This is a genomic window from Pseudomonas sp. SP16.1 (assembly GCF_052682975.1).
In genome coordinates this window covers 3,644,913-3,670,805 of sequence record NZ_JBQYFZ010000001.1, presented here as the reverse complement: position 1 = coordinate 3,670,805, position 25,893 = coordinate 3,644,913, and the positions used below count along the sequence as shown (strand labels likewise).

19 protein-coding genes are annotated in these 25,893 nt (G+C 67.3%); 11 read left to right on the top strand and 8 right to left on the bottom strand.

Going from position 1 to position 25,893, the window contains the following annotated elements; translation table 11 throughout:
* Window positions 1–103 precede the first annotated feature (103 nt).
* The 4 genes from ACUTAF_RS17500 (at window position 104) to ACUTAF_RS17485 (ending at window position 8,327) form a co-directional block, all read left to right on the top strand.
* The gene (locus tag ACUTAF_RS17500; protein ID WP_445581158.1) at window positions 104–865 is read left to right on the top strand and encodes a transporter substrate-binding domain-containing protein; all 762 of its coding nucleotides are present in this window, start codon (window positions 104–106) and stop codon (window positions 863–865) included.
* A gap of 103 nt (window positions 866–968) precedes the next feature.
* A complete protein-coding gene (locus ACUTAF_RS17495; protein ID WP_445581157.1) occupies window positions 969–2,228 on the top strand; it encodes a cyanophycinase in 1,260 nt (419 codons plus the stop codon).
* A gap of 198 nt (window positions 2,229–2,426) precedes the next feature.
* On the top strand, window positions 2,427–6,137 hold the full coding sequence (locus ACUTAF_RS17490; RefSeq protein WP_445581156.1) for a response regulator: 3,711 nt from the start codon (window positions 2,427–2,429) through the stop codon (window positions 6,135–6,137).
* 45 nt (window positions 6,138–6,182) lie between these two features.
* On the top strand, window positions 6,183–8,327 hold the full coding sequence (locus tag ACUTAF_RS17485) for a putative bifunctional diguanylate cyclase/phosphodiesterase (protein WP_445581155.1): 2,145 nt from the start codon (window positions 6,183–6,185) through the stop codon (window positions 8,325–8,327).
* 58 nt (window positions 8,328–8,385) lie between these two features.
* On the opposite strand, the gene ACUTAF_RS17480 is transcribed toward ACUTAF_RS17485, so the two are convergent.
* From ACUTAF_RS17480 to ACUTAF_RS17465, 4 genes are all read right to left on the bottom strand, one after another.
* Window positions 8,386–9,282 (bottom strand): acyltransferase, encoded by an 897-nt coding sequence (locus ACUTAF_RS17480; RefSeq protein ID WP_445581154.1) that lies wholly within the window; start codon window positions 9,280–9,282, stop codon window positions 8,386–8,388.
* A 267-nt stretch (window positions 9,283–9,549) separates the two neighbouring features.
* Window positions 9,550–11,643: a phosphate acetyltransferase gene (pta, locus tag ACUTAF_RS17475; RefSeq protein WP_445581153.1), complete on the bottom strand. Its 2,094-nt coding sequence runs from the start codon at window positions 11,641–11,643 to the stop codon at window positions 9,550–9,552.
* Between the two features lie 51 nt (window positions 11,644–11,694).
* The gene (locus ACUTAF_RS17470; RefSeq protein WP_445581152.1) at window positions 11,695–12,882 is read right to left on the bottom strand and encodes an acetate kinase; all 1,188 of its coding nucleotides are present in this window, start codon (window positions 12,880–12,882) and stop codon (window positions 11,695–11,697) included.
* A gap of 16 nt (window positions 12,883–12,898) precedes the next feature.
* Window positions 12,899–13,075 carry a DUF3565 domain-containing protein gene (locus tag ACUTAF_RS17465; protein ID WP_445581151.1) on the bottom strand — a complete coding sequence of 59 codons (177 nt, stop codon included), beginning with the start codon at window positions 13,073–13,075 and terminating at the stop codon, window positions 12,899–12,901.
* Between the two features lie 93 nt (window positions 13,076–13,168).
* On the opposite strand from ACUTAF_RS17465, the gene ACUTAF_RS17460 reads away from it, so the two are divergent.
* From ACUTAF_RS17460 to clpB, 3 genes are all read left to right on the top strand, one after another.
* Window positions 13,169–13,654, top strand: a complete 486-nt coding sequence (locus ACUTAF_RS17460; RefSeq protein ID WP_445581150.1) for an FKBP-type peptidyl-prolyl cis-trans isomerase — start codon at window positions 13,169–13,171, stop codon at window positions 13,652–13,654.
* A 243-nt stretch (window positions 13,655–13,897) separates the two neighbouring features.
* Entirely contained in the window at window positions 13,898–14,383 is a 486-nt protein-coding gene (locus ACUTAF_RS17455) for a glutathione peroxidase (protein ID WP_445581149.1), read from the top strand.
* Window positions 14,384–14,574: 191 nt separating this feature from the next.
* Complete coding sequence (gene clpB, locus ACUTAF_RS17450) at window positions 14,575–17,139, top strand: ATP-dependent chaperone ClpB (RefSeq protein ID WP_445581148.1); 2,565 nt, start codon at window positions 14,575–14,577, stop codon at window positions 17,137–17,139.
* A gap of 137 nt (window positions 17,140–17,276) precedes the next feature.
* On the opposite strand, the gene dld is transcribed toward clpB, so the two are convergent.
* From dld to ACUTAF_RS17435, 3 genes are all read right to left on the bottom strand, one after another.
* Window positions 17,277–19,007 carry a D-lactate dehydrogenase gene (gene dld / locus ACUTAF_RS17445; protein WP_445581147.1) on the bottom strand — a complete coding sequence of 577 codons (1,731 nt, stop codon included), beginning with the start codon at window positions 19,005–19,007 and terminating at the stop codon, window positions 17,277–17,279.
* Window positions 19,008–19,011: 4 nt separating this feature from the next.
* Entirely contained in the window at window positions 19,012–20,151 is a 1,140-nt protein-coding gene (gene lldD, locus ACUTAF_RS17440) for an FMN-dependent L-lactate dehydrogenase LldD (protein ID WP_445581146.1), read from the bottom strand.
* Between the two features lie 83 nt (window positions 20,152–20,234).
* Window positions 20,235–21,932, bottom strand: a complete 1,698-nt coding sequence (locus tag ACUTAF_RS17435) for an L-lactate permease (RefSeq protein ID WP_445581145.1) — start codon at window positions 21,930–21,932, stop codon at window positions 20,235–20,237.
* 301 nt (window positions 21,933–22,233) lie between these two features.
* On the opposite strand from ACUTAF_RS17435, the gene ACUTAF_RS17430 reads away from it, so the two are divergent.
* A complete protein-coding gene (locus tag ACUTAF_RS17430; RefSeq protein ID WP_445581144.1) occupies window positions 22,234–23,007 on the top strand; it encodes an FCD domain-containing protein in 774 nt (257 codons plus the stop codon).
* A gap of 116 nt (window positions 23,008–23,123) precedes the next feature.
* Here ACUTAF_RS17430 and smpB read toward each other — a convergent pair whose 3' ends face one another.
* A complete protein-coding gene (smpB, locus tag ACUTAF_RS17425; protein WP_021444625.1) occupies window positions 23,124–23,606 on the bottom strand; it encodes an SsrA-binding protein SmpB in 483 nt (160 codons plus the stop codon).
* Window positions 23,607–23,742: 136 nt separating this feature from the next.
* On the opposite strand from smpB, the gene ACUTAF_RS17420 reads away from it, so the two are divergent.
* Genes ACUTAF_RS17420 through ACUTAF_RS17410 form a run of 3 tightly spaced genes read left to right on the top strand, consistent with a single transcriptional unit; the run spans window position 23,743 to window position 25,893 of the window.
* Window positions 23,743–25,146, top strand: a complete 1,404-nt coding sequence (locus ACUTAF_RS17420; protein WP_445581143.1) for a sodium-dependent transporter — start codon at window positions 23,743–23,745, stop codon at window positions 25,144–25,146.
* Window positions 25,146–25,580, top strand: a complete 435-nt coding sequence (locus ACUTAF_RS17415) for a type II toxin-antitoxin system RatA family toxin (RefSeq protein ID WP_445581142.1) — start codon at window positions 25,146–25,148, stop codon at window positions 25,578–25,580. The genes ACUTAF_RS17420 and ACUTAF_RS17415 overlap by 1 nt, the downstream gene beginning before the upstream one ends.
* A complete protein-coding gene (locus tag ACUTAF_RS17410) occupies window positions 25,573–25,893 on the top strand; it encodes an RnfH family protein (protein WP_445581141.1) in 321 nt (106 codons plus the stop codon). Before ACUTAF_RS17415 ends, ACUTAF_RS17410 begins: the two co-directional genes overlap by 8 nt.

The following is a 25,893-nucleotide window of genomic DNA, read 5'->3' as shown; positions in this document are numbered from 1 at the left end:
TCCAAGGTTTTAGGTCTTCTCCACGCTCCTTTGACCTGACGGCACCCGCGGGTGCCTTTTTTTCCAGCGGCCCTGTGCAGCGCTCATTGCGGAGACTTACAGCATGCGTATCGTTCTGCTCCTGATGTTCTGTGGGCTGGCCTTCGGTGTGCAGGCGCAACCCTTGCGCATCGCCATGGAAGGCCAGTTCCCGCCCTTCGAAATACTGGACGAGAGCGGCCAGCTCAAGGGCTTCAACGTCGATATCGCCCAGGCCCTGTGCCAGGCCATGGCGCAGGAGTGCCAGCTGCTGCGCTTTGCCTGGGACGATCTGATCCCGGCGCTGGAGGCGCAGCGCGCCGATCTGATCCTGGCTTCCATGTCGATCACCGAGGCGCGCCAGCAACGGGTCGACTTCACCGCCAAGTACGCCCAGACCCCGGCCTACTTCTTCGCCCGCAAGGGCTTGATCCATGAGGTGATCGTCACCCCGCGGCGCATCGCCGGCAAACGGGTTGGCGTGCAGCAGGGCACCACCTACGAGCGCCTGCTGGACGACAAGTACGCCGCCCACGTCCAGTTGCAGCGTTTCGACTCCGCCGCGCTGATGTACCAGGCCCTGGCCGCCGGCCAGATCGATCTGGTGCTCGACGATGCCGTCTCCGGCTTCTTCGGCTTTCTCGACACGCCGCAGGGCCAGGGTTTCGAACAGGTCGGCAACCAGGTGGTGTCACCCAAGCACTTCGGTCAGGGCCAGGGCATCGCCGTGCGCAAGGGCGACACGGCCCTGCGCGAGCGCCTGGACCGCGCCCTGGCAGTGATCCTCAGCAATGGGGTCTACAAGCGCATCGAACAGCGGTACTTCAAACACTTCTCGGTTTACTGAGCTGGAGGTCACCACTCGACCAAAAAATCCACGCTGCGGCAGTTCCCGTTTCACAACACCCACAACAAGAGTGCGCCTGGCGCACGTCTCGGAGAACTCGACAATGATGCTTGGCAAAGTCTTACGCTGCACCCTGCTGCTGCTCGCCCTGTTGCCCCTGGTCGGCCATGCCGGCGGCCCGCTGGTGCTGATCGGTGGCGCCATCAAGGATGACAACGCGGCGATCTATCAACGCCTGATCCAGCTGGCCGGCGGCAGCCAGGCGCGCATCGGCATTATCACCGCCGCGTCCATTCCACCCAGTCAGGACCCGGATGCCGGCACCGCCAATGCGCGCAACTCCCAGGCCAACGGCGAGTTCTACGCCGCGCTGCTGAAAACCTACGGCGCCCAGGATGCCCAGTGGATTCCCATCGACCTGGACAGCATCGACAACAACAGCAACCCCCAGGTGCTCGAGCAGATCAACGGCATGACCGGCTTCTTCTTCGGCGGCGGCGACCAGGGCCGACTGACCCAGACCCTGCAGACCAGCACTCGTCAGGACAGCCCGGCGCTGGCCGCCATCCGCGCCCGGCATGCCAATGGCGCCGTGCTGGCCGGTACCAGCGCCGGCACCGCGATCATGGTGCAGGGGCCGATGATCACCGGCGGCGAGAGCTATGACGCGCTGCGCAATGGCGTTTATACCAGCCCGGGCGGCGATGACCTGTCCTACGACATGCAGGGCGGCTTCGGTTTCTTCGGTCATGGCTTGCTCGACACCCACTTCAGCGAGCGCGGCCGCCAGGGCCGTATCCTGCGTCTGGCCGACTACAGCAACGTGCCGTTCGCCTTCGGCGTGGACGAGGACACCGCCCTGCTGGTGCAGGACAACCCCAGCCTGGGCCAGGTCGAGATGGAAGTGATCGGCAGCAATGGCGTGTTCGTCTTCGACCTGCGCAACAAGGAGCGCGGCAGCGGCAGCAGCTATGCCCTGTATGACGTGCTGGCCAGCTACCTGACCGCCGGTGATCGCTACCGGCCGGCCACCCAGCAGTTCGTCATCGGCAGCGGCAAGACCAGCCTGCGCGGCCGCGAATACTACAGTTCGGCCATGACCGCCAGCGGCGACATCTTCAGCAGCCCGAACAACAGCGGCGCCAACGGCCGGCGCAATCCGCGGGAGTTCGTCAAGGTCAGCGTCGACCTGTTCGACAGCCAGTCCACCAGCACCCTGGGTCGCACCTATGAGCGCACCCCGCGCTTTCGCGTCGACCTGGTCAAGAGCGCGCAGTACGACAGCCACGGCTACCAGGGCGTGATCGGCGGCAAGCGCCTGACCTCCTACCTGCGCATGCTGATGGACATGCGCCCGAACTGACGCGGGCGCCGCTGTAGCGGCGGCATCTTCTGCCCTGATCCAGCCCCCTAACCGGGGGCTTTTCCTGACCGCCTGTCGTGTCTCTTCTGGCAAAACGCCAGCCAGGCAAAACCTGACTAGACTGCTGCCTGTGGTTCTGTGAAGTCCGCGCGCCGGCCCGCTGGCGCGCGTTGGTTCTGGATGACCAGAGGGAGAACGATGGACGGCAGAGCTGACCCCGTGGCCCCGAAACCCTGGCTGCCGCTGACCGTGTCCCTGGCCTTGCTGCTGGGCCTCGGCGCGCTGATCGTCTGGCAATGGCAGCTGGCGCAGGAGCGCGAGCGCGAGGACGGCGAACAGCGCTTCGTGCTCGAGGCGCAGGACATCGGCCAGCGCGTGCTGAGCCGCATGCAGGCCTACGAGACGGTGCTGCGCGGCATCTCCGGGCTGATGACCGCCAGCGAGCGGGTTTCGCCCCTCGAGTGGGATCGCGCGCTCGACCAGCTGCAGCTGCAGGACCGTTATCCCGGCATCCAGGCCCTGGCCTGGTCGCGCTACCTGAGCCGCGCGCAACTCGCCGACTATCTCACCGACCTGCAGGCGGATCAGCGCCTGGACTACCAGATGTTTCCCGCTGGCGAGCGCGAGCACTACATGCTGATCGACTACATCAGCCCGCTGGACTGGCGCAATCGACGTGTGCTGGGTTTCGACATGCTCAGCGAGGCGGTGCGCCGCCAGGCCATCGAGCGCGCCATCGACAGCGGCGAGGCGACCCTCAGCGCACCGCTGGTGCTGCGCCAGGAAACCCAGGTCGACATACAGGGCGGGGTGCTGCTGTATCTCCCGGTGTTCCGTCCCGGCATGCCGTTGAGCACGCCGCGGGAACGTCGTGCCGCGCTGTTCGGCATGGTCCACGGCGCCTTCCGCAGCCAGGATCTGATGGAAGGCATCCTCGGCCCGCAGAGTCGTCGCTTCGATATCGCCCTGCAGGATCTGCAGGCGCCCGACGCCAGGCTGCTCAGTGGCGATGCCCGGCAGGAGGGCTGGCAGCCGCGCTTTCAGCGCAGCCTGGAACTGCCGTTGTACGGTCGCACCTGGGGTCTGCAGGTCAGCAGCACGGCCGAGTACGAGCGCGGGCTGGCCGATCGTGGCAACACCTTGGGCCTGTGGCTGGGGCTGGCCGCGGCGACCCTGCTGGCACTGCTGGTCGGTGGCCATCTTTACCAGCGCGACCGCAAGCTGCACGCCAGCCAGCAGACGTCGCTCGAGTTGCAGGAACGCGAGGAGCGCTTCCGTCTGCTGGTCGAGCGCCTGCCGGTGGCCACCCTGCTGTGCAACGCCGAGGGGCGCATCGACATGGCCAACCGAAGCGCGGCGGAGCTGCTCGAATGCCCCGCGCAAGCGCTGCTCGGCGAGCCGGTGGCGCGTTTCCTGCCGTCGCTCGAGCCGTTGCCGACGCAGCTGGCCGAGGGCGACGAGCTGCAGGCGCGCAGCCAGGGCGGCGAGACGATTCCGGTCGGCGTCAGCCTCAGCCGCCTGCGCGAGGACGGCGCCGCCGAATACCTGCTCAACCTGGTCGACCTGCGTGCGCGCAAGGGCGCCGAGGAGCGTTTTCGCCTGGTGGTCGAGGCCTCGCCCAACGCCATCGTGCTGGTCGACGGCCTGGGGCGCATCGCCATGGTCAACCGCCAGACCGAGCTGATGTTCGGCTACGAGCGCCAGGCGCTGCTCGGCGAGTCGGTGGAGATCCTCCTGCCCGCCGCCCTGCGCGGCAGCCACGTCGGGCTGCGCCGCGGCTACCAGGCAATGCCGGAGCAGCGCCGCATGGGGGGCAACCGGGAGCTGTTCGGCCAGCACCGCGAAGGCCGGATGATTCCGCTGGAGGTCGGCCTGTCGCCGATTCGCAGTGGCAGCGAGACGCTGGTACAGGCGGTGATCATCGACATCAGCGAGCGCAAGGCGGCCGAGCACAAGTTGCGCGAGCAGGCCGAGCAGCTGCTGCTGGCCAACCGCTACAAGTCCGAGTTCCTCGCCAACATGTCCCACGAGCTGCGCACGCCGCTCAACAGCATCCTGATCCTCAGCGACCAGCTGCGCCAGAACCTGGCCGGCAACCTCACCGAGAAGCAGGCCAAGCACGCCGATATCGTCCACCGCGCCGGCAGCGATCTGCTGCAACTGATCAACGACGTGCTCGACCTGGCCAAGGTGGAATCCGGGCGCATGCAGCTCAAGCTCGAGCCGCTGAGCATGCATGACGTGCTGGTCGAGCTGGACGCCAGCCTGCGGCCGATGGCCGAGATCAAGGGCCTGCGCCTGCACACCCAGCTCGATGCCGGCGTGCCGCGCGTGATCCATACCGACCGTGTGCGCCTGCACCAGATCCTGCGCAACCTGTTGTCCAACGCCCTGAAGTTCACCGAACAGGGCGAGGTCAGCCTGACCGTGACCTGGCAGGAGCGCCTGGACGACGGGCGCGAGCTGCTTTGCTTCAGCGTGCGCGACACCGGCATCGGCATCGACCCTGCCCAGCACGAGCAGATCTTCCAGGCCTTCCAGCAGATCGACGGCTCCACCAGCCGGCGTTTCGCTGGCACCGGCCTGGGGCTGGCCATCACCCGCCAGCTGGTGCTGGCGCTGGATGGCGACATCAGCCTGCAGAGTGTGCCGGGGCAGGGCTCGGTGTTCAGCGTGCGTCTGCCGCTGCAGATTGCGCCGGCCAGCGGCGAGGCGCCGAGCGAAGGGCCGCAGCGCGGCGGCGAGGGCCCGCCGCTGCTGATCGTCGAGGATGATGCCAACTTCGCCGCGGTGATTGCCGAGGCGGCGCATGGCCACGGCTTTTCCAGCGTGCAGTGCCGCACCGGGCTGCAGGCGCTGAACCTGCTGCAGCAGGAGCCGTTCCACGCGGTGATCCTCGACATCCTGCTGCCGGATATCAGCGGCTGGCAGCTGTTCCGCCGCCTGCGCGGCCAGGCCAGCCACCGCCATACGCCGGTGCACATCATTTCCTGCGTGCCGCAGCCGGCCGGCTGGAACGAAGACGGCACGCGCTATCTGGTCAAGCCGATCGATCGTGACGAACTGGAACAGGTGTTCCTCGACCTGCAGCACGGCCAGTCGGCGGAGCAGGCGCTGCTGCTGGTGGAAGACGTCGACATCGAGCGCGAGCATTATCGCGAGCACCTCAGCCAGCTGGGCTTCGCCGTCACCGCCTGTGCCAGCGCCGAGCAGGCCCGTGCCGCCTATGCTGAGGGGGAATTCAGCGCCCTGGTGATCGACCTCGACCTGCCCGACCAGGACGGCTTCGCCCTGCTCGACAGCCTCAATCAAGCGCGCCCGCTGCAGGGGCGGCGCGTGGTGATCAACACCGGCGTGGACGTCACGGTGCAGACGCTGCAACGCCTGCGCCGCTACAGCGCGGTGGTGGTGCGCAAGCATGGCGACGACACCCAGGCCCTGGGGCAGGCCGTGCAGGGCTTTCTCGGCGAGGTGCGCACGCCCGGGCACAGCCGGCGCCAGGCTCATCCGCTGCAGGGACGGCGCATCCTGCTGGTGGACGACGACATGCGCAACGTCTACGCCTTGAGCGCGCTGCTCGACGAGGTCGGCCTGCAGGTGACGCCGGCCCAGGACGGCGTGGAGGCCATCGCCTGCTATCAGCGCGAACCCTTCGATCTGATCCTGATGGACATGGCCATGCCCAACATGGACGGCTACAGCGCCACTCGTCTGCTCAAGCAGGAGCACGGCTGCAGCATCCCGGTCATCGCCCTGACCGCCCACGCCATGAAGGGCGACCGCGAGAAATGCATCACCGCCGGGGCCGACGACTACATGGCCAAGCCGATCCGCCGCGACGAGCTGCTGGCGCTGCTGGAGCGCTGGCTCGGCCTGCCCGCGCCTGTTGCCAGCAATGATCTACCCTGAGAGCAGGAGTTGGCGGTGCACGGCCAAAAGGACACAGGAGGTAGCATGGCCCAGGCGCAGACCAAGATCGAAGCCAGGCAGGAGACGCAGATCCTGCTGGTGGTGGACGATCGCGCGGAGAACCTCGAGGCCATGCAGGCCCTGCTCGACGACGGCGACTGGCAGCTGCGCTGCGCCGCGTCCGGCGAACAGGCGCTGCGCTACCTGCTCGAGGAGGAGGTCGGCCTGGTCCTGCTCGACGTGCAGATGCCGAAGATGGACGGCTTCGAGGTGGCCCGCCTGATGCGCGGCAACCCGCGTACCCGCTTCACCCCGATCATCTTCGTCTCCGCCATCGCCCAGACCCAGGACGCGGTGCTGCGTGGCTACAACAGCGGCGCGGTGGATTTCGTCCTCAAGCCGTTCGACCCCGCCGTACTGCGGCACAAGATCCGCAGCCTGCTGCAACACGAGCGCAACCGCAGCGAGTTGCAGCTGCTCAGCCAGCAGCTCGACCGGGCCCGGGCATTCAACGCCTCGGTGCTGAACAACGCCGCCGAGGGCATCATGGTGGTCGGCGAGGACGGCCGTATCCAGTTCGCCAATCCGGCCATGGCGCAGATGCTTCACGGCGAGGTCGCCGACCTCGAGGGCGCCGAGCTGCTGGCCTTCCTGCACAGTCCGCAGACCGAGGGCGACTGGTCGCAGTCGGAGTTCTACCGGCACTTCAAGCGCGAGGCCACCTACCGCGTGCACGAAGCCAGCCTGCGCACCCTGGATGGCGGCCTGCTGCCGGCGGCGCTGTCCTGCTCGCCGCTGCCGCGCCTGCAGTACGCCATGGTGGTGATCGCCCTGGACATGTCGGTGGTGCGCAACCTGCACGCGCAGTTGGAATCCCAGGCGGTCACCGATGCGCTGACCGGCCTGCTCAACCGCCGCGGCTTCCATCGCGCCCTGGAGTCGGCGCTGGCGCGCGTCGAACGTAGCGGCCAGCGTATCGCCGTGCTCTATCTGGACCTGGATGGTTTCAAGCGGATCAACGACTCGCTCGGCCACGACGCCGGCGATCAACTGCTGCGCCGTGTCGGCGAGCAGCTCAGGGCCTGCCTGCGGCCCTACGACAGCCTGGCGCGGATCGGCGGCGACGAGTTCACCGCGCTGCTGGACAACCTCAGCCACCCCGAGGACGCGGCGCGAGTGGCGGAGAAACTGATCGAGCTGGTCTCGGTTCGACATACCCTGGACGAGGTCGACGTCACCCTCGGCGCCAGCGTCGGCATCGCCTGCTATCCGGAGTGCGGGCAGAGCGTCGAGGGCCTGCTGCGCGCCGCCGACATGGCCATGTACGAGGCCAAGCGCGCCGGGCGTCAGCAGTACCGCTTCTTCTCACCGGAGATGAACGGCCGCGCGCGCTCGCGGCTGATGCTCGAGGAGAGCCTGCGTCACGCCATCGAGAACGACGACTTCGTGCTGGTCTATCAGCCCCAGGTGCACCTGCACAGCGGGCGCCTGCGCGGCTTCGAGGCACTGCTGCGCTGGCAGCACCGGGTCGCCGGCACCGTGGCGCCGAACGTGTTCATCCCGCTGCTGGAGGAGACCCGGCTGATCAATCGCCTGGGCGACTGGATCTTCCGCGAGAGCACCAGCCAGCTCGCCGACTTCAACCGCCGGTTCGGCGACGAACTGGTGCTCAGCATCAACGTCAGCCCGGTGCAGTTCGGCATGCCGCAGCTGGTCGATGACCTGCAGCGCGCGCTGGACGCCCATGGCCTGCAGCCGCGCCAGCTGGAGGTGGAGGTGACCGAGAGCGCGCTGATGCAGGATCTGGAGCTGACCCAGGCGCAGCTGCGCCACCTGCGCCAGCTCGGGGTGAAGATCGCCATCGACGACTTCGGCACCGGCTATTCGTCGCTGGCTTACCTGCGTCATTTCGAGCTGGACACGCTGAAGATCGACCGCCTGTTCGTCTCCAGCATGCTCGAGTCGCCGCGCGACGCCGCGGTGGTCAGCACCATCATCGATCTCGGCCACCACCTCGGCCTCGAGGTGATCGCCGAGGGGGTGGAAACCCAGGCCCAGCGCGACTGGCTGGTGAATCACCGCTGCAGCATCATGCAGGGGTTTCTGGTGGCGCCGGGCATCCCCGCCGAGGCGGCGCTGCAGGTGCCGGCGCAGCTGGACTGGGCGCAGCTGCCATTACCGCGACCGTAGGGCGACGCGGGCGCGACCAGGATCTTCGCGGAAACGGAGCCGGTGCGCATGGCGCACCCTACGCTGAGCGGTCGAGCTCGGCGAGTTCGGCGTCCTTGTCCTGCCACAGCTGGTTGACCCACTGCTGGAACTCCAGGCGGTAGGCCTCGTCCTGGTCGTAGTTGCGGCCGAGGAACTCACGCGGGATGTTCACCTGGCGCAGGCGCACGTGCACCGCGTCGAGGCGGCCGCAAAGCAGGTCCCAGAAGCCCGGCACGCCGTGCGGGTAGTGGATGGTGACGTTGACGATGCTGTGCAGCTGCTCGCCCATGGCGTCGAGGACGAAGGCGATGCCGCCGGCCTTGGGCCGCAGCAGGTGGCGGAACGGCGAATTCTGCTGGGCATGCTTGGCCGGCGTCAGGCGCGTGCCTTCGAGGAAGTTGAACACCGCCACCGGGTTGCTCTTGTAGCGCGCGCAGGCCTTGCGCGTGGTGGCCAGGTCCTGGCCGCGCTTCTCCGGGTGCTTGGCCAGGTATTCCTTGCTGAAGCGCTTCATGAAGGGGAACTCCAGCGCCCACCAGCACAGGCCGATCACCGGCACCCAGATCAGCTCCTGCTTGAGGAAGAACTTCAGCAGCGGCAGGCGCCGATTGAGCAGGTACTGCAGCACCAGGATGTCGACCCAGCTCTGGTGGTTGCTGGTTACCAGGTAGGAGTGGCGGGTATCGAAACTCTCCAGGCCCTGGACGTCCCAGCGGGTGCGACCGACCAGGCGCATCCAGAGCTTGTTGACGTCGATCCAGGCCTCGGCGATGCCGTGCATGACGAAGCGCAGCACGCGCTGCGCCGCGGCGAACGGCAGGAGCAGCTTGAGCAGGGCGACGCAGAACAGCGGCCAGCACCAGAACAGGGTATTGAGGGCCAGCAACAGGCCGGCGAGCAGGCCGCGCAGTGGCGCGGGGAGCATGTGCAGCATTGGGCGAACGCCTCCGTAGGCAGGCTGTACGTCACGCGATCAGCCTGGGCATGGGGCCTTCTACGAGCCCCGAATCGATCGAAGCGCTGCGGCGGTCCGTGCGGCAGGCTGGGTCGGCGCCAAGGTTAACGCTTGTGCACTGACCTGCAAGTGCCAGCTATGACCACTGGGTTTCGGCTCCTGGGGTGCGCCGCGCGCACCGGCTTTTCCTGGCCGGTGCGCAGCATGAAGGTGTCCATTGGTGCGCACTGCGCACCCTACGGCGCTTCAGCTCGGCGGGTTGGCGGCCTGGATCGCGGTGAGTGCGATGGTGTAGACGATGTCGTCGACCAGCGCGCCGCGCGACAGGTCGTTCACCGGCTTGCGCAGGCCCTGCAGCATGGGGCCGACGCTGATGCACTCGGCGCTGCGCTGTACTGCCTTGTAGGTGGTGTTGCCGGTGTTCAGGTCGGGGAACACGAACACCGTGGCGCGCCCGGCCACCGGGCTGTTCGGTGCCTTCTGCCGGCCGACGCTGTCGATGGCGGCGGCGTCGTACTGCAGCGGGCCGTCGAGCAGCAGTTCCGGGCGCTTCTCGCGGGCCAGGCGGGTGGCGGCGCGTACCTTTTCCACCTCTTCGCCGCCGCCGGAGTCGCCGGTGGAGTAGCTGAGCATGGCCACCCGTGGCGGGATGCCGAACGCCTGCGCCGAGGCGGCGCTCTGCAGGGCGATCTCGGCCAGTTGCTCGGCGCTGGGGTCGGGGTTCACCGCGCAGTCGCCGTACACCAGCACCTGGTCCGGCAAGAGCATGAAGAACACCGAGGACACCAGGTTGTAGCCCGGCGCGGTCTTGATCAGCTGCAGGGCCGGGCGGATGGTGTTGGCGGTGGTGTGGATGGCGCCGGAGACCAGGCCGTCGACCTCGTCCAGAGCCAGCATCATGGTGCCGAGCACCACGCTGTCCTCCAGCTGCGCCTCGGCCATCGGCGCGTTGAGGCCCTTGCCCCTGCGCAGCTCCACCATCGGCTCGATATAGCGTCCGCGGATCAGGTCCGGGTCGAGTACCTCCAGGCCCTCCGGCAACTCGATGCCCTGGGCGCGGGCCACGGCCTGCACCTCGTCGGGCTTGGCCAGCAGCACGCAGCGGGCGATGCCGCGCGCCTGGCAGATCGCCGCCGCCTGCACGGTGCGCGGCTCGCTGCCCTCGGGCAGGACGATGCGCTTGGCCGCCGCCCTGGCCCGCTGCACCAGCTGATAGCGGAACGCCGGCGGCGACAGGCGCAGCTCGCGCGGACTGCCGCAGCGGGTGGCCAGCCAGTCGTGGTCGATATGTCCGGCGACGAACTCGGAGACCATCTGCGCGCGCTCCTTGTCGTCGACCGGGATTTCCTTGTTCAGGCGGTTGAGGTTGGTCGCGGTGTCGTAGGAGCCGGTGCTCACCGTCATCACCGGCAGGCCGCTGGCCAGGGCGCCCTGGCACAGCTCCATGATCCGCGGATCGGGGGCGAAGTCGCTGCACAGCAGCAGGCCGGCCAGCGGTACGCCGTTCATCGCCGCCAGGGCAGCGGAGAGGATGATGTCGTCGCGATCGCCCGGGGTCACCACCAGGGTGCCGGGCTTGAGCAGCTGCGCGCTGTTGGCCACGGCGCGGGCGCACAGCACGATCTTCAGCATGCGCCGCTGCTCGTAGTCGCCGGCGTTGAGGATGCGCGCGCCGAGCAGCTCGGCGACGTCGCGGGTGCGCGGGGCGTTCAGCTGTTCCTGCCAGGGGATGCAGCCGAGCAGGCGGAAATCCTCGGTCTTGAGCAGCGGCGAGAGTTCCTGCAGGCGCTCGGCGAAGGCCGCCACGCCCTGTTCGCTGCGGATCTTGTTGAGGATCACGCCGAGCACCTTGGGATCCTTCGGCCCGCCGAACAGCTGGGCCTGGATCTCGATGCGGTCGGACAGTTCGGTGAGACTCTCGTCTTCCGGCGAGCTGACCAGGATCACGTCGGCGTCCAGGCTCTTGGCCAGGTGGAAGTTGACCCGCGCGGCGTAGCTGGCGTGGCGGGTTGGCACCATGCCTTCGACTATGACCACGTCCTTGCCCGCTGCGGCCTGCTGATAAAGGCTGATGATCTCCTCGAGCAGTTCGTCGAGATGGCCGTCGCCGAGCATGCGTTCGACATGGCTGAGCGACAGCGGCATGGGCGAGTGCAGGCCATGGGTACGGGCGATCAGCTCGCTGGAGCGCTCCGGGCCCAGATCGCCGGCATGCGGCTGGGCGATCGGCTTGAAGAAACCGACCTTCAGGCCGCGGCGCTCGAGGGCGCCGACCAGGCCGAGGCTGATGGAGGTGAGGCCGACACCGAAGTTGGTGGGGGCGATGAAGAAGGTATGCATGGTCTCTCCAGTGTCGGGGCGCGCCGAACGGGCGTCGCGCGCTCGCGGTGGTCAGATATCGAGCAGGGTCAGGGTGTCGAGGGCGATCTGCCGCTCCTCGTTGGTCGGCACCACCAGCACCCGCGGATGGTCCGCGGCCTGGATGGCCCCGGCGACGCCGCGTACGCAGCGGGCATTGGCCGTTTCATCGAGCTGCAGGCCGAGCAGGCGCAGGTGACCTATGGTGGTGCTGCGCACCAGCGCCGAGTTCTCGCCGATGCCGCCGGTGAACACCAGCCCGTCCAGGCGCCGCAGCGCGCAGCTCATGGCCGCCAGCGACTTGGCCAGGCGGTAGCAGAACACTTCGATGGCCAGGCTGGCGCCGGGGTGGCCCTGCTCGCGCGCCTGCTCCAGGCTGCGCATGTCGTTGGACAGGCCGGACAGGCCTAGCAGGCCGCTGTCCTTGTTGAGCATGGCGTCGATGCGCTCCAGGCTCCAGCCCAGCACGCGCGCCAGATGGCCGTGCAGGTTGGGGTCGACGTCGCCGCTGCGAGTGCCCATCACCAGGCCTTCCAGCGGCGTCAGGCCCATGCTGGTGTCGAGGCTGCGACCATTTTCGACGGCGCAGGTGGAGCATCCGTTGCCCAGATGCGCCACCAGCCAGCTGCTGGCGCCTGGCTGCAGGCCGGACAGCTCGGCGGCGCGGCGGCTGACGTAGCGGTGGCTGGTGCCATGGAAACCGTAGCGGCGCACGCCGTGCTCGCGATACAGCGCATCCGGCACGGCGTAGCGGTAGGCATGCTCGGGCAGGCTCTGGTGGAAGGCGGTGTCGAACACCGCGACCTGCACCAGCTCGGGGAACAGCTTCATCGCCGCCTCGATGCCCTGCAGGTTGGCCGGGTTGTGCAAGGGCGCCAGCGGGGCGATCTGGCGGATGGCCCGCAGGCTGGCGTCGTCCAGGCGGCTGGCCGCGTTGAAATGCTCGCCGCCGTGGACCACCCGATGGCCGATGCCGTGCAGCTCGCCGCCGGCCACACGCTGCACGATCGGCAGCAGCTGGGACAGTGCCAGGCGGTGGTCGGCGCCGGGGATGACCAGGCTGTCGCGGACCTCGCCCTGCTGCCAGTGCAGCACTGCTTCGGGGCTACCCAGACGCTCGGCCAAACCGCTGAGGAGAAAGTCGTCCCGGGCTTCGTTGACCAGGGCGAACTTGATCGACGAGCTGCCGCAGTTGATCACCAGAATATTGCGTGCAGACATTGAGGCTTCCTTGAAGTCATCGTTCGGCGCACCGCTCGCAGGGGGACGGGGCGCCCACTCGGGCCAGGCGCTGCTCGGCGTCGAGTACCCGGGCGCGCTCCGGCCAGGGCGGTCGATGACGAACGTGTCGAGTATGGCCGCAGAACAAGCTTGCCACCCAGTCGCCGTGCGCGTCCTGATGGAAGTCAAGCAAGCGCGCCGGCCGTTTGTCAGGGCTCGGGTCGCATTCGCCGGCGGCCTTGGTTACACTCGGGCGCCCATTATTCTTCTGCAAAAGGTCTCACCCATGCTGATCGCCGCCCACAAGGCAGTCTCCATCGACTATACCCTGACCAACGATGCCGGTGAGGTGATCGACAGTTCGGCTGGCGGCGCGCCGCTGGTCTACCTGCATGGTGCGGGCAACATCATCGCCGGCCTGGAGAAGGCCCTGCTCGGCAAGCAGATCGGTGACGAGCTGGAAGTTTCCATCGAGCCCGAGGACGCCTACGGCGAGTACAGCGCCGAGCTGGTCGCCACCCTCAGCCGCGCCATGTTCGAAGGCGTCGACGAGCTGGAAATCGGCATGCAGTTCCACGCCTCCGGCCCGGACGGCAGCATGCAGATCGTCACCATCCGCGATCTGGACGGCGACGACGTCACCGTCGACGGCAACCACCCGCTGGCCGGCCAGCGTCTGAACTTCAAGGTCAAGGTCGTCGACGTGCGCGACGCCAGCGAAGAAGAAGTGGCCCACGGCCATATCCATGGCGAGGGTGGTCACCACCACTGATCGGCAGGGCGTGCGGATCGTCCGAAACGACTTCCGGTCGTTCCATCATGGCGATCCGCTGCTAAGCTCAATCTTGTGAAGAAGGCGCCCATGGGCGCCTTTTTGGTGTTCTACCATCCATGGTGACCACCCTGCGGGCCGTCGCAAGCAACGTCAAAAAAACGCTCCAGGCGTTTTTTTTGTCGCAGGCCTTCACTAGCCGCCTTGTGGGCCGTCGCGCCGAATTTGCCGAGGAAGTCCGTCATGAGTGCTTTTCACGATCTCAACCTGCGTGCGCTGGACGGTCAGGAGCTGCCGCTGGCACCGTACAAGGGCCAGGTGGTGCTGGTGGTCAACGTCGCCTCCAGGTGCGGCCTGACCCCCCAGTACGCCGGGCTGGAGAGGCTGCACCAGCAGTATCGGCGCAACGGCTTCAGCGTGCTGGGATTGCCCTGCAACCAGTTCGCCGGGCAGGAGCCGGGCAGCGAGGACGAGATCCGCGAGTTCTGCAGCCTCAACTACGGGGTGACCTTTCCCCTGGGCAGCAAGCTGGAGGTCAACGGCCCCGGCCGCCACCCGCTGTATCGCCTGCTGGCCGGCGAGGGCGCGGAGTTTCCCGGCGATATCAGCTGGAATTTCGAGAAGTTCCTGGTCGGCCAGGATGGCCGCGTGCTGGCGCGCTTCTCGCCACGCACCACGCCGGAAGACCCGGCGCTGATCCAGGCCATCGAGAAGGCGCTCGGTCTGTAGGCGCGCGGGGCCGCCCTGGCCGTACGCACCGACTCCCGGGCGGCGGTGTCCGCGACTGACGACGGAGCTGACCTGGATCAAGTCGCCGCGTCTTGAATACGGCGTAATCGTCCTTATCTAGTCTTCATCTCGGCGGGTATCCGTAGACGGGGATGTTGTCCCGGCCCGCCTTTCTCGAAGGAAGGACATTTATGCGTATCGACCGTTTGACCAGCAAGTTGCAACTTGCCCTTTCCGACGCCCAGTCCCTGGCCGTCGGCATGGATCACGCCGCCATCGAACCGCTGCACCTGATGCAGGCGCTGCTGGAGCAGCAGGGCGGTTCGATCAAGCCGCTGCTGATGCAGGTGGGCTTCGACATCGCCAGCCTGCGTAAGGGCCTGACCCGCGAACTCGACCAGCTCGGCAAGCTGCAGAACCCCACCGGCGACATCAACCTGTCGCAGGACCTGGCGCGCCTGCTCAACCAGGCCGACCGCCTGTCGCAGCAGCGCGGCGACCAGTTCATCTCCAGCGAGCTGGTGCTGCTCGCGGCGATGGACGAGAACACCAAGCTGGGCAAGCTGCTGCTGGCCCAGGGCGTGTCGAAGAAGGCCCTGGAGAACGCCATCGCCAACCTGCGCGGCGGTCAGGCGGTCAACGACCCCAACGTCGAGGAGTCGCGCCAGGCGCTGGACAAGTACACCGTCGACCTGACCAAGCGCGCCGAGGAGGGCAAGCTCGACCCGGTGATCGGCCGTGATGACGAGATCCGCCGCACCATCCAGGTGCTGCAGCGGCGCACCAAGAACAACCCGGTGCTGATCGGCGAACCCGGTGTGGGCAAGACCGCCATCGCCGAAGGCCTGGCCCAGCGCATCGTCAACGGTGAAGTGCCCGACGGGCTCAAGGACAAGCGCCTGCTGTCGCTGGACATGGGCTCGCTGATCGCCGGCGCCAAGTTCCGCGGCGAGTTCGAGGAGCGCCTCAAGGCGGTGCTGGGCGAGCTGTCCAAGCAGGAAGGACGGATCATCCTGTTTATCGACGAGCTGCACACCATGGTCGGCGCCGGCAAGGCCGAGGGCGCCATGGACGCCGGCAACATGCTCAAGCCGGCGCTGGCGCGCGGCGAGCTGCACTGCGTCGGCGCCACCACCCTGGACGAGTACCGCCAGTTCATCGAGAAGGACGCCGCGCTGGAACGGCGCTTCCAGAAGGTGCTGGTGGACGAGCCCTCCGAGGAGGACACCATCGCCATCCTGCGTGGCCTGAAGGAACGCTACGAGGTGCACCACGGCGTGACCATTACCGACGGCGCGATCATCGCAGCGGCCAAGCTCAGCCATCGCTATATCACCGACCGCCAGCTGCCGGACAAGGCCATCGACCTGGTGGACGAGGCCGCCAGCCGCATCCGCATGGAGATCGACTCCAAGCCCGAGGCGCTGGACCGCCTGGATCGCCGCCTGATCCAGCTGAAGATCGAGCGCGAGGCGCTGAAGAAGGAAGAGGACGAGGCCACCAAGAAGCGTTTCGCCAAGCTGGAGGAGGACATCGCCAAGCTGGAGCGCGAATACGCCGATTTGGAGGAAATCTGGAAGTCGGAGAAGGCCGAGGTGCAGGGCTCGGCGCAGATCCAGCAGAAGATCGAGCAGGCCAAGGCCGACCTTGAGGCGGCGCGGCGCAAGTCCGACCTGCAGCGCATGGCCGAGCTGCAGTACGGCATCATCCCCGACCTGGAGCGCAGCCTGCAGATGGTCGATGCGCACGGCAAGGCGGAAAACCAGCTGCTGCGCAACAAGGTCACCGATGAAGAGATCGCCGAGGTGGTGTCCAAGTGGACCGGCATCCCGGTGAGCAAGATGCTCGAGGGCGAGCGCGACAAACTGCTGAAGATGGAAGGCCTGCTGCACCAGCGGGTGATCGGCCAGGACGTGGCGGTGGTGGCCGTGGCCAACGCCGTGCGCCGTTCCCGCGCGGGGCTGGCCGACCCGAACCGGCCGAGCGGCTCGTTCCTCTTCCTCGGCCCCACCGGGGTGGGCAAGACCGAGCTGTGCAAGGCGCTGGCGGAATTTCTCTTCGACACCGAGGAGGCGCTGGTGCGCATCGACATGTCCGAGTTCATGGAGAAGCACAGCGTGGCGCGGTTGATCGGTGCGCCGCCCGGCTATGTCGGCTATGAAGAGGGCGGTTACCTGACCGAGGCGGTGCGCCGCAAGCCTTACTCGGTGGTGCTGATGGACGAGGTGGAGAAGGCCCACCCGGACGTGTTCAACGTGCTGCTGCAGGTGCTCGAAGACGGCCGCCTGACCGACAGCCATGGGCGCACCGTGGACTTCAAGAACAGCGTGATAGTCATGACCTCCAACCTCGGCTCGGCGCAGATCCAGGAGCTGGTCGGCGACCGCGAGGCGCAGCGCGCGGCGGTGATGGATGCGGTGAGCAGCCATTTCCGCCCCGAGTTCATCAACCGTATCGACGAGGTGGTGGTGTTCGAGCCGCTGGGCCGCGAGCAGATCGCCGGCATCGCCGAGATCCAGCTCAAACGCCTGCGTGGCCGCCTGGCCGAGCGTGAGCTGAGCCTGGAACTGACGCCGGAGGCGCTCGACAAGCTGATCGCCGTCGGCTACGACCCGGTGTACGGTGCGCGGCCGCTGAAGCGGGCGATCCAGCGCTGGATCGAGAACCCGCTGGCGCAGCAGATCCTGGCCGGCGCCTTCGCTCCGGGTGCGCTGGTGCATGCCAAGGTGGAGGGCGAGGAGATCGTCTTCGCCTGATTGCGCTCAATGTAAAAACAAGGCCCGCCAAATCGGCGGGCCTTGTCGTTTCGGGGTGCACGATCTTGGGTAGGAGCGGATGTCGCCTTTTGCGTCCGCCGAAATGGTGGATCGATGAAGCGTGATCCACCCTACGCTCAATGCTCCTGCCCGCAGCAGCCACCCCAATGTTTCTGCTTCGAGGTATGGCCGATGCCGGGGTTGAAGCTGTTGGTCGGGTCGAGTTCTCGGTAGAAGCCGGCCAGCGCCGGTTTGGCCACGTACAGGTGGCCGACGTTGTGCTCGGCCGGGTACTCGGCGCGGCGCTCGTCCAGCAGCTTCCACATGGCGTGCTCCATGGCCAGTGGGTCGACGCCCTTCTTGACGATGTAGTCCTGGTGGAACACGTGGCAGAAGAAGTGCCCGTAGTAGAGCTTGTGGACGATCTGCTCTTCCAGCTCGGCGGGCAATTTTTCGACCCAGTCGCGGTCGTTGCGGCGCAGGGCGATATCCAGCGCGACTATGTCTTCCACGCTGCCGCGGTGCGTCTCGCGGTAGCGGATCGCCGCGCCGGCGATGGCGAAACGGTGGAGGAAGGCCTTGCGCCCTTCCTCGGCGTCGCACTCGAAATAGCCCCCGCTGGTGCTGCCGGCGAAATACTCGGCGAGAAAGCTGCGGGTCTGCTCCAGGGTGTCGTTGGACACCCGCAGCAGCAGGTGATGCTCGTAGCGCTCGCGGTACTCGCGCATGCGCTTGGGTAGGTGGCTGGGCAGCAGGTTCATCGCCGCCTGCAGCACGCGATCGGTCACCCCGCGCAGGCCGAAGCGTTCGAAGAAGCCGTCGATGCGGCTCTTCAGGGCGAAGGCGGCCGGCACCCTGGCGGTGCCGAACTTGTCGATCACCAGGAAGCTGTCCTTGCCGTATTTCTCGCCGATGTCGAAGGCGGTGCGGTGGATGTACTCGCCGGCGATCGGCAGGCGCGGCAGGTGGGTGAGCAGGTGGCGACGCACCGCGGTCAGATCCTGCGGGTCGTTGCTGCCGATATAGAACACCGTGCTCGGCTCCTTGGGGAAGGTATCCAGGCGTACGGCAAACAGGCACAGCTTGCCGGCCGAGCCGGAGGCCTCGAACAGCCGCGAGGGGTCAGCGTTGAAGCGCGCCGGGGTGTCGGCGTCGACGTCGCGCACGTGCTCGCCGTAGCGCGCGTCGGAGGCCTTGGCGGTCGCCTCGTTGCGGATCTGCTGCGGACCGTAGTCGCCGTTCTGCAGGCGGGTGAGGATCTCCTCGGGGTTGTCGCCCAGCTCGATGCCCAGGTGATTGACCAGCTGCAGCGTGCCGTCGTCCCGCACCTGGGCGTACAGCGCCAGCTCGGTGTAGGCCGGGCCGCGGCGCACCAGGGCGCCGCCGGAGTTGTTGCAGATGCCGCCGAGCACCGAGGCGCCGATGCAGGACGAGCCGATCACCGAATGCGGCTCGCGGTTGAGCGGCGCCAGCGCCTGCTCCAGGCGGTCGAGGGTGGCGCCGGGCAGACACACCACCTGCTCGCCGTCGTTGATCAGCTGCACGCCGGCGATGCGCAGGGTGCTGATCAGCACGATCTCGCGGTCGTAGTCGTCGCCGTCCGGGGTCGAGCCGCCGGTCAGGCCGGTGTTGGCCGCCTGCATGATGACGATGCGGTCGGCCGCCACCGCCGCCTGCAGCACCCGCCATTGCTCCAGCAGCGAGCCGGGACGCACCACCGCCAGGACGCTGCCCTGACCGCTGCGGTGACCCTTGCGAAAGCGCCGGGTGGCCTGCTCGTCGGTCAGCACATGACTGTCGCCGACGATCTGGCGCAACTGCGCCAGCAGGGCATCACGGGGCACGGTGGTAGTGACGGCGGCAGTCATCGGCTCAACGCTCCTTTACCAGCAGCTCGGGGGTGATCTCGGCGATCGACTTGGCACCGGTGAGCACCATGGCCACGCGCATTTCCTTCTCGATCAGCTCCAGCAGGTTGCTCACCCCGGCGCCGCCGGCGGTGGCCAGGGCGTAGACGAAGGCGCGGCCGAGCAGCACGCTGTCGGCGCCGAGGGCGAGCATGCGCACCACGTCGAGGCCGGTGCGGATGCCGGAGTCGGCGAGGATCTTCAGCTCGCCCTTGACCGCATCGGCGATGGCCGGCAGGGCGCGGGCGCTAGACAGCACGCCGTCGAGCTGGCGACCGCCGTGGTTGGAGACGACGATGCCGTCGGCGCCGAACTTGACCGCGTCGCGGGCGTCGTCGGCGTCGAGGATGCCCTTGATCACCATCGGCCCCTCCCAGAAGTCGCGGATCCATTGCAGGTCCTTCCAGGAAATCGACGGGTCGAAATTGTTGCCCAGCCAGCCAATATAGTCGGCCAGACCGGTGGGGTTGCCGCGGTAAGTGGAGATATTGCCCAGATCGTGCGGCTTGCCCAGCAGGCCGACGTCCAGTGCCCAGCTCGGGTGGGTCATGGCCTGCAGCACGCGCCGCAGCGGCGCGTTGGGGCCGCTCATGCCGGAGTGGGCGTCGCGGTAGCGCGCGCCCGGCACCGGCATGTCGACGGTGAACACCAGGGTGGTGACGCCGGCGGCCTTGGCCCGCTCCAGCACGTTCTTCATGAAGCCGCGGTCCTTGAGCACATAGAGCTGGAACCACATGGGCCGGTCGATGGCCGGCGCCACCTCCTCGATCGGGCACACCGAGACGGTGGACATCGTGAAGGGAATGCCCTTGGCCGCCGCCGCCTTGGCCGCCTGCACCTCGCCGCGCCGCGCGTACATGCCGGTCAGACCGACCGGGGCCAGCGCCACCGGCATCGCCAGCTTTTCGCCGAACAGCTCGGTGGACAGATCCAGCGCTGACATGTCGCGCAGCACGCGCTGGCGCAGGGCGATGTCGGCCAGGTCGGCGACGTTGCGCCGCAGGGTGTGCTCGGCGTAGGCGCCGCCGTCGAGGTAGTGGAACAGGAACGGCGGTAGCTTGCGCTGCGCGGCGGCGCGGTAGTCGGTGGAGGCAGAAATGATCATGAACTCATCCTGTGCTGAAAAGGGGCGCGTGGACGTGAAGACGGGCGCCCCGACCGAGGCCGGGGCGCGGAAGGAGCCTGCCGTCAGCGGGCGACGACCAGCGGGTCGCTGACGCCCAGGGCATAGATCGCCAGCATCGCGATGACTCCAGTAAAGAACACGTAGTACAGGGTCGGCCAGATGGTCTTGCGCAGGGTGCTGCCCTCGCGGCCGAGCAGGCCGACCGTGGCCGAAGCCGCCACCACGTTGTGGATCGCCACCATGTTGCCAGCGGCGGCGCCGATGGCCTGCACGGCGACGATCAGCGCGCCGGAGATACCCAGGCTGCTGGCCACGCCGAACTGGAACTGGCTGAACATCATGTTGCTCACCGTGTTGGAGCCGGCGATGAAGGCGCCCAGGGCGCCGATGCTCGGCGCCAGCAGCGGATAGATGCCGCCGACGCTGTCGGCCACCCAGCGCGCCATGAGGATCGGCATGCTCGCCAGCTCGGCGCCATTGACCCCGGAGTTGATCAGAATGCGCACCATCGGCACGGTGAACAGCAGGACGAAGCCGGCGCTGAGCAGCACGCCGGAGGACTCCTTCACCGCGGCGCTCAGCTCGCGCACCTTCATGCCGTGCAGGAAGAAGGTGGCCAGGACCACCGCGACCAGGATGCCGCCCGGCAGGTACAGCGGCTGGAAGCTGGCGCTGACGCCGGTCTCGCCGAGCAGGTCGGGGAAGTTCACCACCACCGCCTTGAGCGCGTTACCGACCTCCGGGAACACCCGGCTGATCACCAGCAGGGCGCCGACCAGCACGTAGGGCAGCCAGGCACGCAGGGCGCTCATCGGCTTGGCGGTCAGCTCGTCCAGCTTCATCTCGACGCTGCCCAGCCACTCGCTCGGCCACTTGTCGGCCGGGGCGAAATCCCAGGTGGTCTTGGGTACCAGGAAACCGAAACGCGCTGCCGTGGTGACGATGGCGAGGCCGATCAGGCCGCCGAGCAGCGAGGGGAATTCCGGGCCGAGGAACACGCCGGTAGCGGCATAGGGCAGAACGAAGGCGAGGCCGGCGAAGATCGCGAACGGCAGCACCTCCAGGCCGGCCCTCCAGCTTTTCTCCTGACCGAAGAAGCGGGTCAGCATCATCGCCATCACCAGCGGCATGACCACGCCGACGGTCGCGTGGATGATCGCCACCTGGCTGGTGATCAGCTGCAGGAACTGCGCCCAGGACGAGCCCTGCTCGAGCAGGTGCGCGCCGATGGCGGCGGTGTCCAGGCCGGTGTTGACCCCGACGATGATCGGCGTGCCGACTGCGCCGAAGGACACCGGCGTGCTCTGCACCAGCATGCCCATCAGCACCGCGGCCATGGCCGGGAAGCCGATGGCCACCAGCAGCGGTGCGGCGATGGCGGCCGGCGTGCCGAAGCCCGAGGCGCCCTCGATGAAGCAGCCGAACAGCCAGGCGATGATGATCGCCTGGATGCGCCGGTCGGGGCTGATGGTGGTGAAGCCGGCGCGGATCGCGGTGATGCCACCGGAATGCTTGAGGGTGTTGAGCAGCAGGATGGCGCCGAAGATGATCCACAGCAGGCCGAGGGTGATCAGCAGGCCCTGCAGGGTCGAGGCCAGCACGCGGTTGAGGCTCATGTCCCAGGCGAACAGGCCGACTGCGGCGGTGACCAGGTAGACCAGCGGCATGGCACGCTTGGCCGGCCAGCGCAGGCCGATCAGCAGTACGGCGGCCAGCAGGATGGGGGAGAACGCCAGCAGGGCGAGAATTCCGTTGGACATGGGGGGCTACTCCGCGGCGAGGCGCGCGCGGCGCTGAAGTGACGAAGCGGGATCGGGCAGACGGGCAATGCGATGGGGTGTCATGGCGTGACCTCGACGACTTGTTCTTGTTCTTCGGCTGGGTTAATTGGTAAGACCAATTTACAATGTTGCCGGCTCAGGTTAAAAGTCGATCAGTGCCCTGTCAAATCGTCGCGCTAAGACTTTGGTCGTAACGGCCTGTCTTGTCCGCCCTCAAGGGGCGCTATAGGCTTGCGCCTCAGGGCCTGGATGTATGGTCAAACCAATGGGGATGGGCGGGATGGAAGTAGGGCACGTGCGCCAGCGCCGTTTATCGGACGACATCGTCGCGCAACTGGAAACCATGATTCTGGAAGGCACGCTGCGTGCCGGCGAGCGCCTGCCCGCCGAACGTGCCCTGGCCGAACAGTTCGGCGTATCGCGGCCGTCGCTGCGCGAGGCGATCCAGAAGCTGGTGGCCAAGGGCCTGCTGGTCAGCCGCCAGGGCGGCGGCAACTATGTCGCCGAGTCGCTCGGCTCAACCTTCAGCGACCCGCTGATACAGCTGCTGGAGAGCAAGGAGGACGCCCAGCGCGACCTGCTGGAGTTCCGCCACACGCTGGAAGGCTCCTGCGCCTACTACGCCGCCAGGCGTGCCACCGATATCGACCGCCAGCGCCTGACCGAGGCCTTCCAGGCGCTGCAGGACTGCTACGCACTGGCCGGCAAGGTCACCCGGGCCGAGGAGGGCGCGGCCGATGCGCGCTTTCACCTGGCCATCGCCGAGGCCAGCCACAACGCCGTGCTGTTGCACACCATCCGCGGGCTGTTCGACCTGCTCAAGCGCAACGTGGTGACCAATATCGGCGGCATGTACGCGCAGCGCGAGGAGACCCGCGACATGCTGATCGGCCAGCACCGGGCGCTCTACGAGGCGATCATCGAAGGGCGCGCCGAAGACGCACGGGACCTTTCCAACCGGCATATCGACTACGTGCAGGAGGTGTTGGCGGAGGTGCAACTGGAGGCGCGGCGGGTGGAACGGGCGCAGCGACGCGGAGCGGTCAGGCCGTAGGGTGCGCCGCGCGCACCACGACCGGCGGCGGTCTTCGTTGTGGCGGACTGTCCGCCGGCGTTCCGCTCCGCCCGACGTCCTGGGCTTTTCTTGCGGCTTGAAGCTTGCCGCTGCTCTTAGTCGTCCTTGCCCTTGCTGCGCATGGCGCGCTGCACTTCGCGATCGGCGTCGCGTTCCTTCTCGACATGGCGCTTGTCGAAGTCCTTCTTGCCCTTGGCCAGGGCGATCTCGCACTTGACCAGGTGCTGCTTCCAGTACAGCGACAGGGCCACGCAGGTGTAGCCCTTCTGCTGCACCGAGCCGAACAGCTTGTCCAGCTCGCGCTTGTTCAGCAGCAGCTTGCGGGTGCGGGTCGGGTCGGCGATGACGTGGGTGCTGGCGGTCTGCAGCGGGGTGATGTGCGCCCCCATCAGCCAGGCCTCGTCGTCCTTGAGCAGCACGTAGCTGTCCACCAGCTGCGCCTTGCCGGCGCGCAGGCTCTTCACTTCCCAGCCGGACAGCACCAGGCCGGCCTCGAACTTGTGTTCGATGAAGTAGTCGTGCAGCGCCTTCTTGTTCAGCGCGATGGTGCCTTGGGGATGTTTCTTTTGCTTAGCCATAGGGCGCGCATTATAGGGAGTCGCCCACGCCTGCGCCATGGGCCAGGTGCACGGGCGATCCGGGCTGCGCTTGAGCCGTTGCGGCGAATCCCCGACAATGCGCGATCTTTTTCCCGCAGTATGGGGTTGGCCGCATATGGCGAACGACAAAGTCTCGATTCACGGCGCCTGGGCCAGTCGCTGGGTGTTCATCCTGGCGGCCACCGGTTCGGCGGTCGGCCTCGGCAACATCTGGAAGTTTCCCTATATGACTGGGGTCTACGGCGGCGGGGCCTTCGTCGTCATGTACCTGTTCTGCATCGCCCTGGTCGGGGTGCCGATCATGCTGGCCGAAACCCTGATCGGCAGGCGCGGGCGGCAGAGCCCGGTCAATGCGATGAAGAGCCTGGCGATCGAGGCCGGTGCCTCGCGGCACTGGTCGCTGGCGGCGCTGGTGGGCATGGTCGCCGCGCTGCTGATCCTGTCGTTCTACAGCGTGGTGGCCGGCTGGTCGCTGGACTACATCCTCGGCATGGGCCGCGGCGACTTCGCCGGCATCGATGCCGGCGGCGCTGGCGCCGCGTTCGGCGGGCTGACCAGCGATCCCTGGCGCCTGACCCTGTGGCACAGCCTGTTCATGCTGGTCACCGCCTTGGTCATCGCCAGGGGCGTGGTCGCCGGCCTTGAGCGCAGCCTGCGCATCATGATGCCGTTGCTGTTCCTGCTGCTGCTGGTATTGCTCGGTTACAGCCTGACCACCGGGCATTTCCGCGAGGGCTTCGATTTCCTCTTCCATTTCGATGCGGGCAAGGTGCAGGGCGGCATCCTCGCCGCCATGGGCCACGCCTTCTTCACCCTCAGCGTCGGGGTCGGCTCGATCATGGTCTACGGCGCCTATATGCCGAAGAAGGCCTCGATCGGTGCCACCGTGCTCGCCGTCGGCCTGCTCGACACCCTGGTGGCGCTGACCGCCGGCCTGGCGCTGTTCCCCATCGTCTTCGCCGCCGGCCTGGAGCCGGGCGGCGGTCCGGGCCTGATGTTCGTCACCCTGCCGATCGCCTTCGGCAACATCGCCTTCGGCCAGGTCATGGGGCTGGTGTTCTTCGTGCTGGTGGCGGTGGCGGCCTGGAGCTCGTCGATTTCCATGCTCGAACCGGCCGTGGCCTATTTCGTCGAGAAGACCGGGCGTAGCCGGGGCCTGGTCACCGCCGTGCTGGCGCTGCTGTGCTGGCTGGTGGGGATGGGGACGGTGCTGTCGTTCAACCTGTGGGCCGAGGCCAAGTTCTTCGTCTTCGCCGAGGACGGCTTCCACCTGCTGCAGTGGGGCGTTGAGGGCGGCAGGACCTTCTTCGACAGCATCGACTACCTCACCAGTCGCATCCTGCTGCCACTGGGCGGGCTGTCCTTCGCCCTGTTCGCCGGCTGGGTGCTGAGCCGCGAGGCGGTGCGCGAGGAGCTGGCCATCCGCAGCCCGCTGCTGTTCAATCTGACGCTGTGGCTGATTCGCGTGGTGGCGCCGATCGGCGTGCTGATCGTCTTTATCGCGGAGCTGAGCAAGTAATGACCACGCGCATCCAACGCTCTGCGCTGCTGCCCTACCCGGCGCACGCGCTGTACGACCTGGTCAACGACGTGGCCAGCTACCCCGGCTTCCTGCCCTGGTGCAGCGCCAGCCAGGTGCTGGAGGTCAGCGAGAGCCATATGCTGGCCAGCCTGGAGGTGGCCAAGGGCAGCCTCAGTCAGCGTTTCGTCACCTGCAATGCGCTGGTGCCGGGGCAACGCATCGAGATGAATCTGGAGGAGGGGCCATTCACCCGTCTGCACGGCGTCTGGGAGTTCAAGGCGCTCGGCGACAAGGCCTGCAAGATCAGCCTCGACCTCTCTTTCGATTATGCCGGCCCGCTGGTGCGGGCTACCCTGGGACCCTTGTTCAACCAGGCGGCCAATACTCTGGTGGACGCCTTCTGTCAGCGGGCCAAGCAGCTCCATGGATAGCAAGAACATCGCCATCGAAGTGGTCTACGCCCTGGCCGACAAGCAGAAGCTGCTGCGCCTGTCGGTGCCGGCCGGCACCACGGTGCGCCAGGCCGCTCTGTTGTCGGGCATGCAGCAGCATTTTCCCGGCCTGGATCTGCAGCAGGCCCCGCTGGGCATCTTCGGCAAGGCGGTGGCCAAGCCCGATGAGCGGGTGCTGGAGGAGGGCGAGCGAGTGGAGATTTACCGCCCGCTGATCGCGGATCCCAAGGAGGTGCGCAAGCAGCGTGCGGCCAAGGCCAAGACCAGGGTGGAAGACGGCGAGGCAAACTGA

Coding starts and splice junctions, on each gene's coding strand:
- ACUTAF_RS17460 (WP_445581150.1), top strand. CDS start 13,169: ATGCTGATCGCCGCCCACAAGGCAGTCTCCATCGACTATACCCTGACC.
- ACUTAF_RS17415 (WP_445581142.1), top strand. CDS start 25,146: ATGACCACGCGCATCCAACGCTCTGCGCTGCTGCCCTACCCGGCGCAC.
- clpB (WP_445581148.1), top strand. CDS start 14,575: ATGCGTATCGACCGTTTGACCAGCAAGTTGCAACTTGCCCTTTCCGAC.
- ACUTAF_RS17410 (WP_445581141.1), top strand. CDS start 25,573: ATGGATAGCAAGAACATCGCCATCGAAGTGGTCTACGCCCTGGCCGAC.
- ACUTAF_RS17485 (WP_445581155.1), top strand. CDS start 6,183: ATGGCCCAGGCGCAGACCAAGATCGAAGCCAGGCAGGAGACGCAGATC.
- ACUTAF_RS17420 (WP_445581143.1), top strand. CDS start 23,743: ATGGCGAACGACAAAGTCTCGATTCACGGCGCCTGGGCCAGTCGCTGG.
- ACUTAF_RS17455 (WP_445581149.1), top strand. CDS start 13,898: ATGAGTGCTTTTCACGATCTCAACCTGCGTGCGCTGGACGGTCAGGAG.
- ACUTAF_RS17430 (WP_445581144.1), top strand. CDS start 22,234: ATGGAAGTAGGGCACGTGCGCCAGCGCCGTTTATCGGACGACATCGTC.
- smpB (WP_021444625.1), bottom strand. CDS start 23,606: ATGGCTAAGCAAAAGAAACATCCCCAAGGCACCATCGCGCTGAACAAG.
- ACUTAF_RS17480 (WP_445581154.1), bottom strand. CDS start 9,282: ATGCTGCACATGCTCCCCGCGCCACTGCGCGGCCTGCTCGCCGGCCTG.
- lldD (WP_445581146.1), bottom strand. CDS start 20,151: ATGATCATTTCTGCCTCCACCGACTACCGCGCCGCCGCGCAGCGCAAG.
- ACUTAF_RS17490 (WP_445581156.1), top strand. CDS start 2,427: ATGGACGGCAGAGCTGACCCCGTGGCCCCGAAACCCTGGCTGCCGCTG.
- ACUTAF_RS17495 (WP_445581157.1), top strand. CDS start 969: ATGATGCTTGGCAAAGTCTTACGCTGCACCCTGCTGCTGCTCGCCCTG.
- ACUTAF_RS17470 (WP_445581152.1), bottom strand. CDS start 12,882: ATGTCTGCACGCAATATTCTGGTGATCAACTGCGGCAGCTCGTCGATC.
- ACUTAF_RS17500 (WP_445581158.1), top strand. CDS start 104: ATGCGTATCGTTCTGCTCCTGATGTTCTGTGGGCTGGCCTTCGGTGTG.
- ACUTAF_RS17435 (WP_445581145.1), bottom strand. CDS start 21,932: ATGTCCAACGGAATTCTCGCCCTGCTGGCGTTCTCCCCCATCCTGCTG.
- pta (WP_445581153.1), bottom strand. CDS start 11,643: ATGCATACCTTCTTCATCGCCCCCACCAACTTCGGTGTCGGCCTCACC.
- dld (WP_445581147.1), bottom strand. CDS start 19,007: ATGACTGCCGCCGTCACTACCACCGTGCCCCGTGATGCCCTGCTGGCG.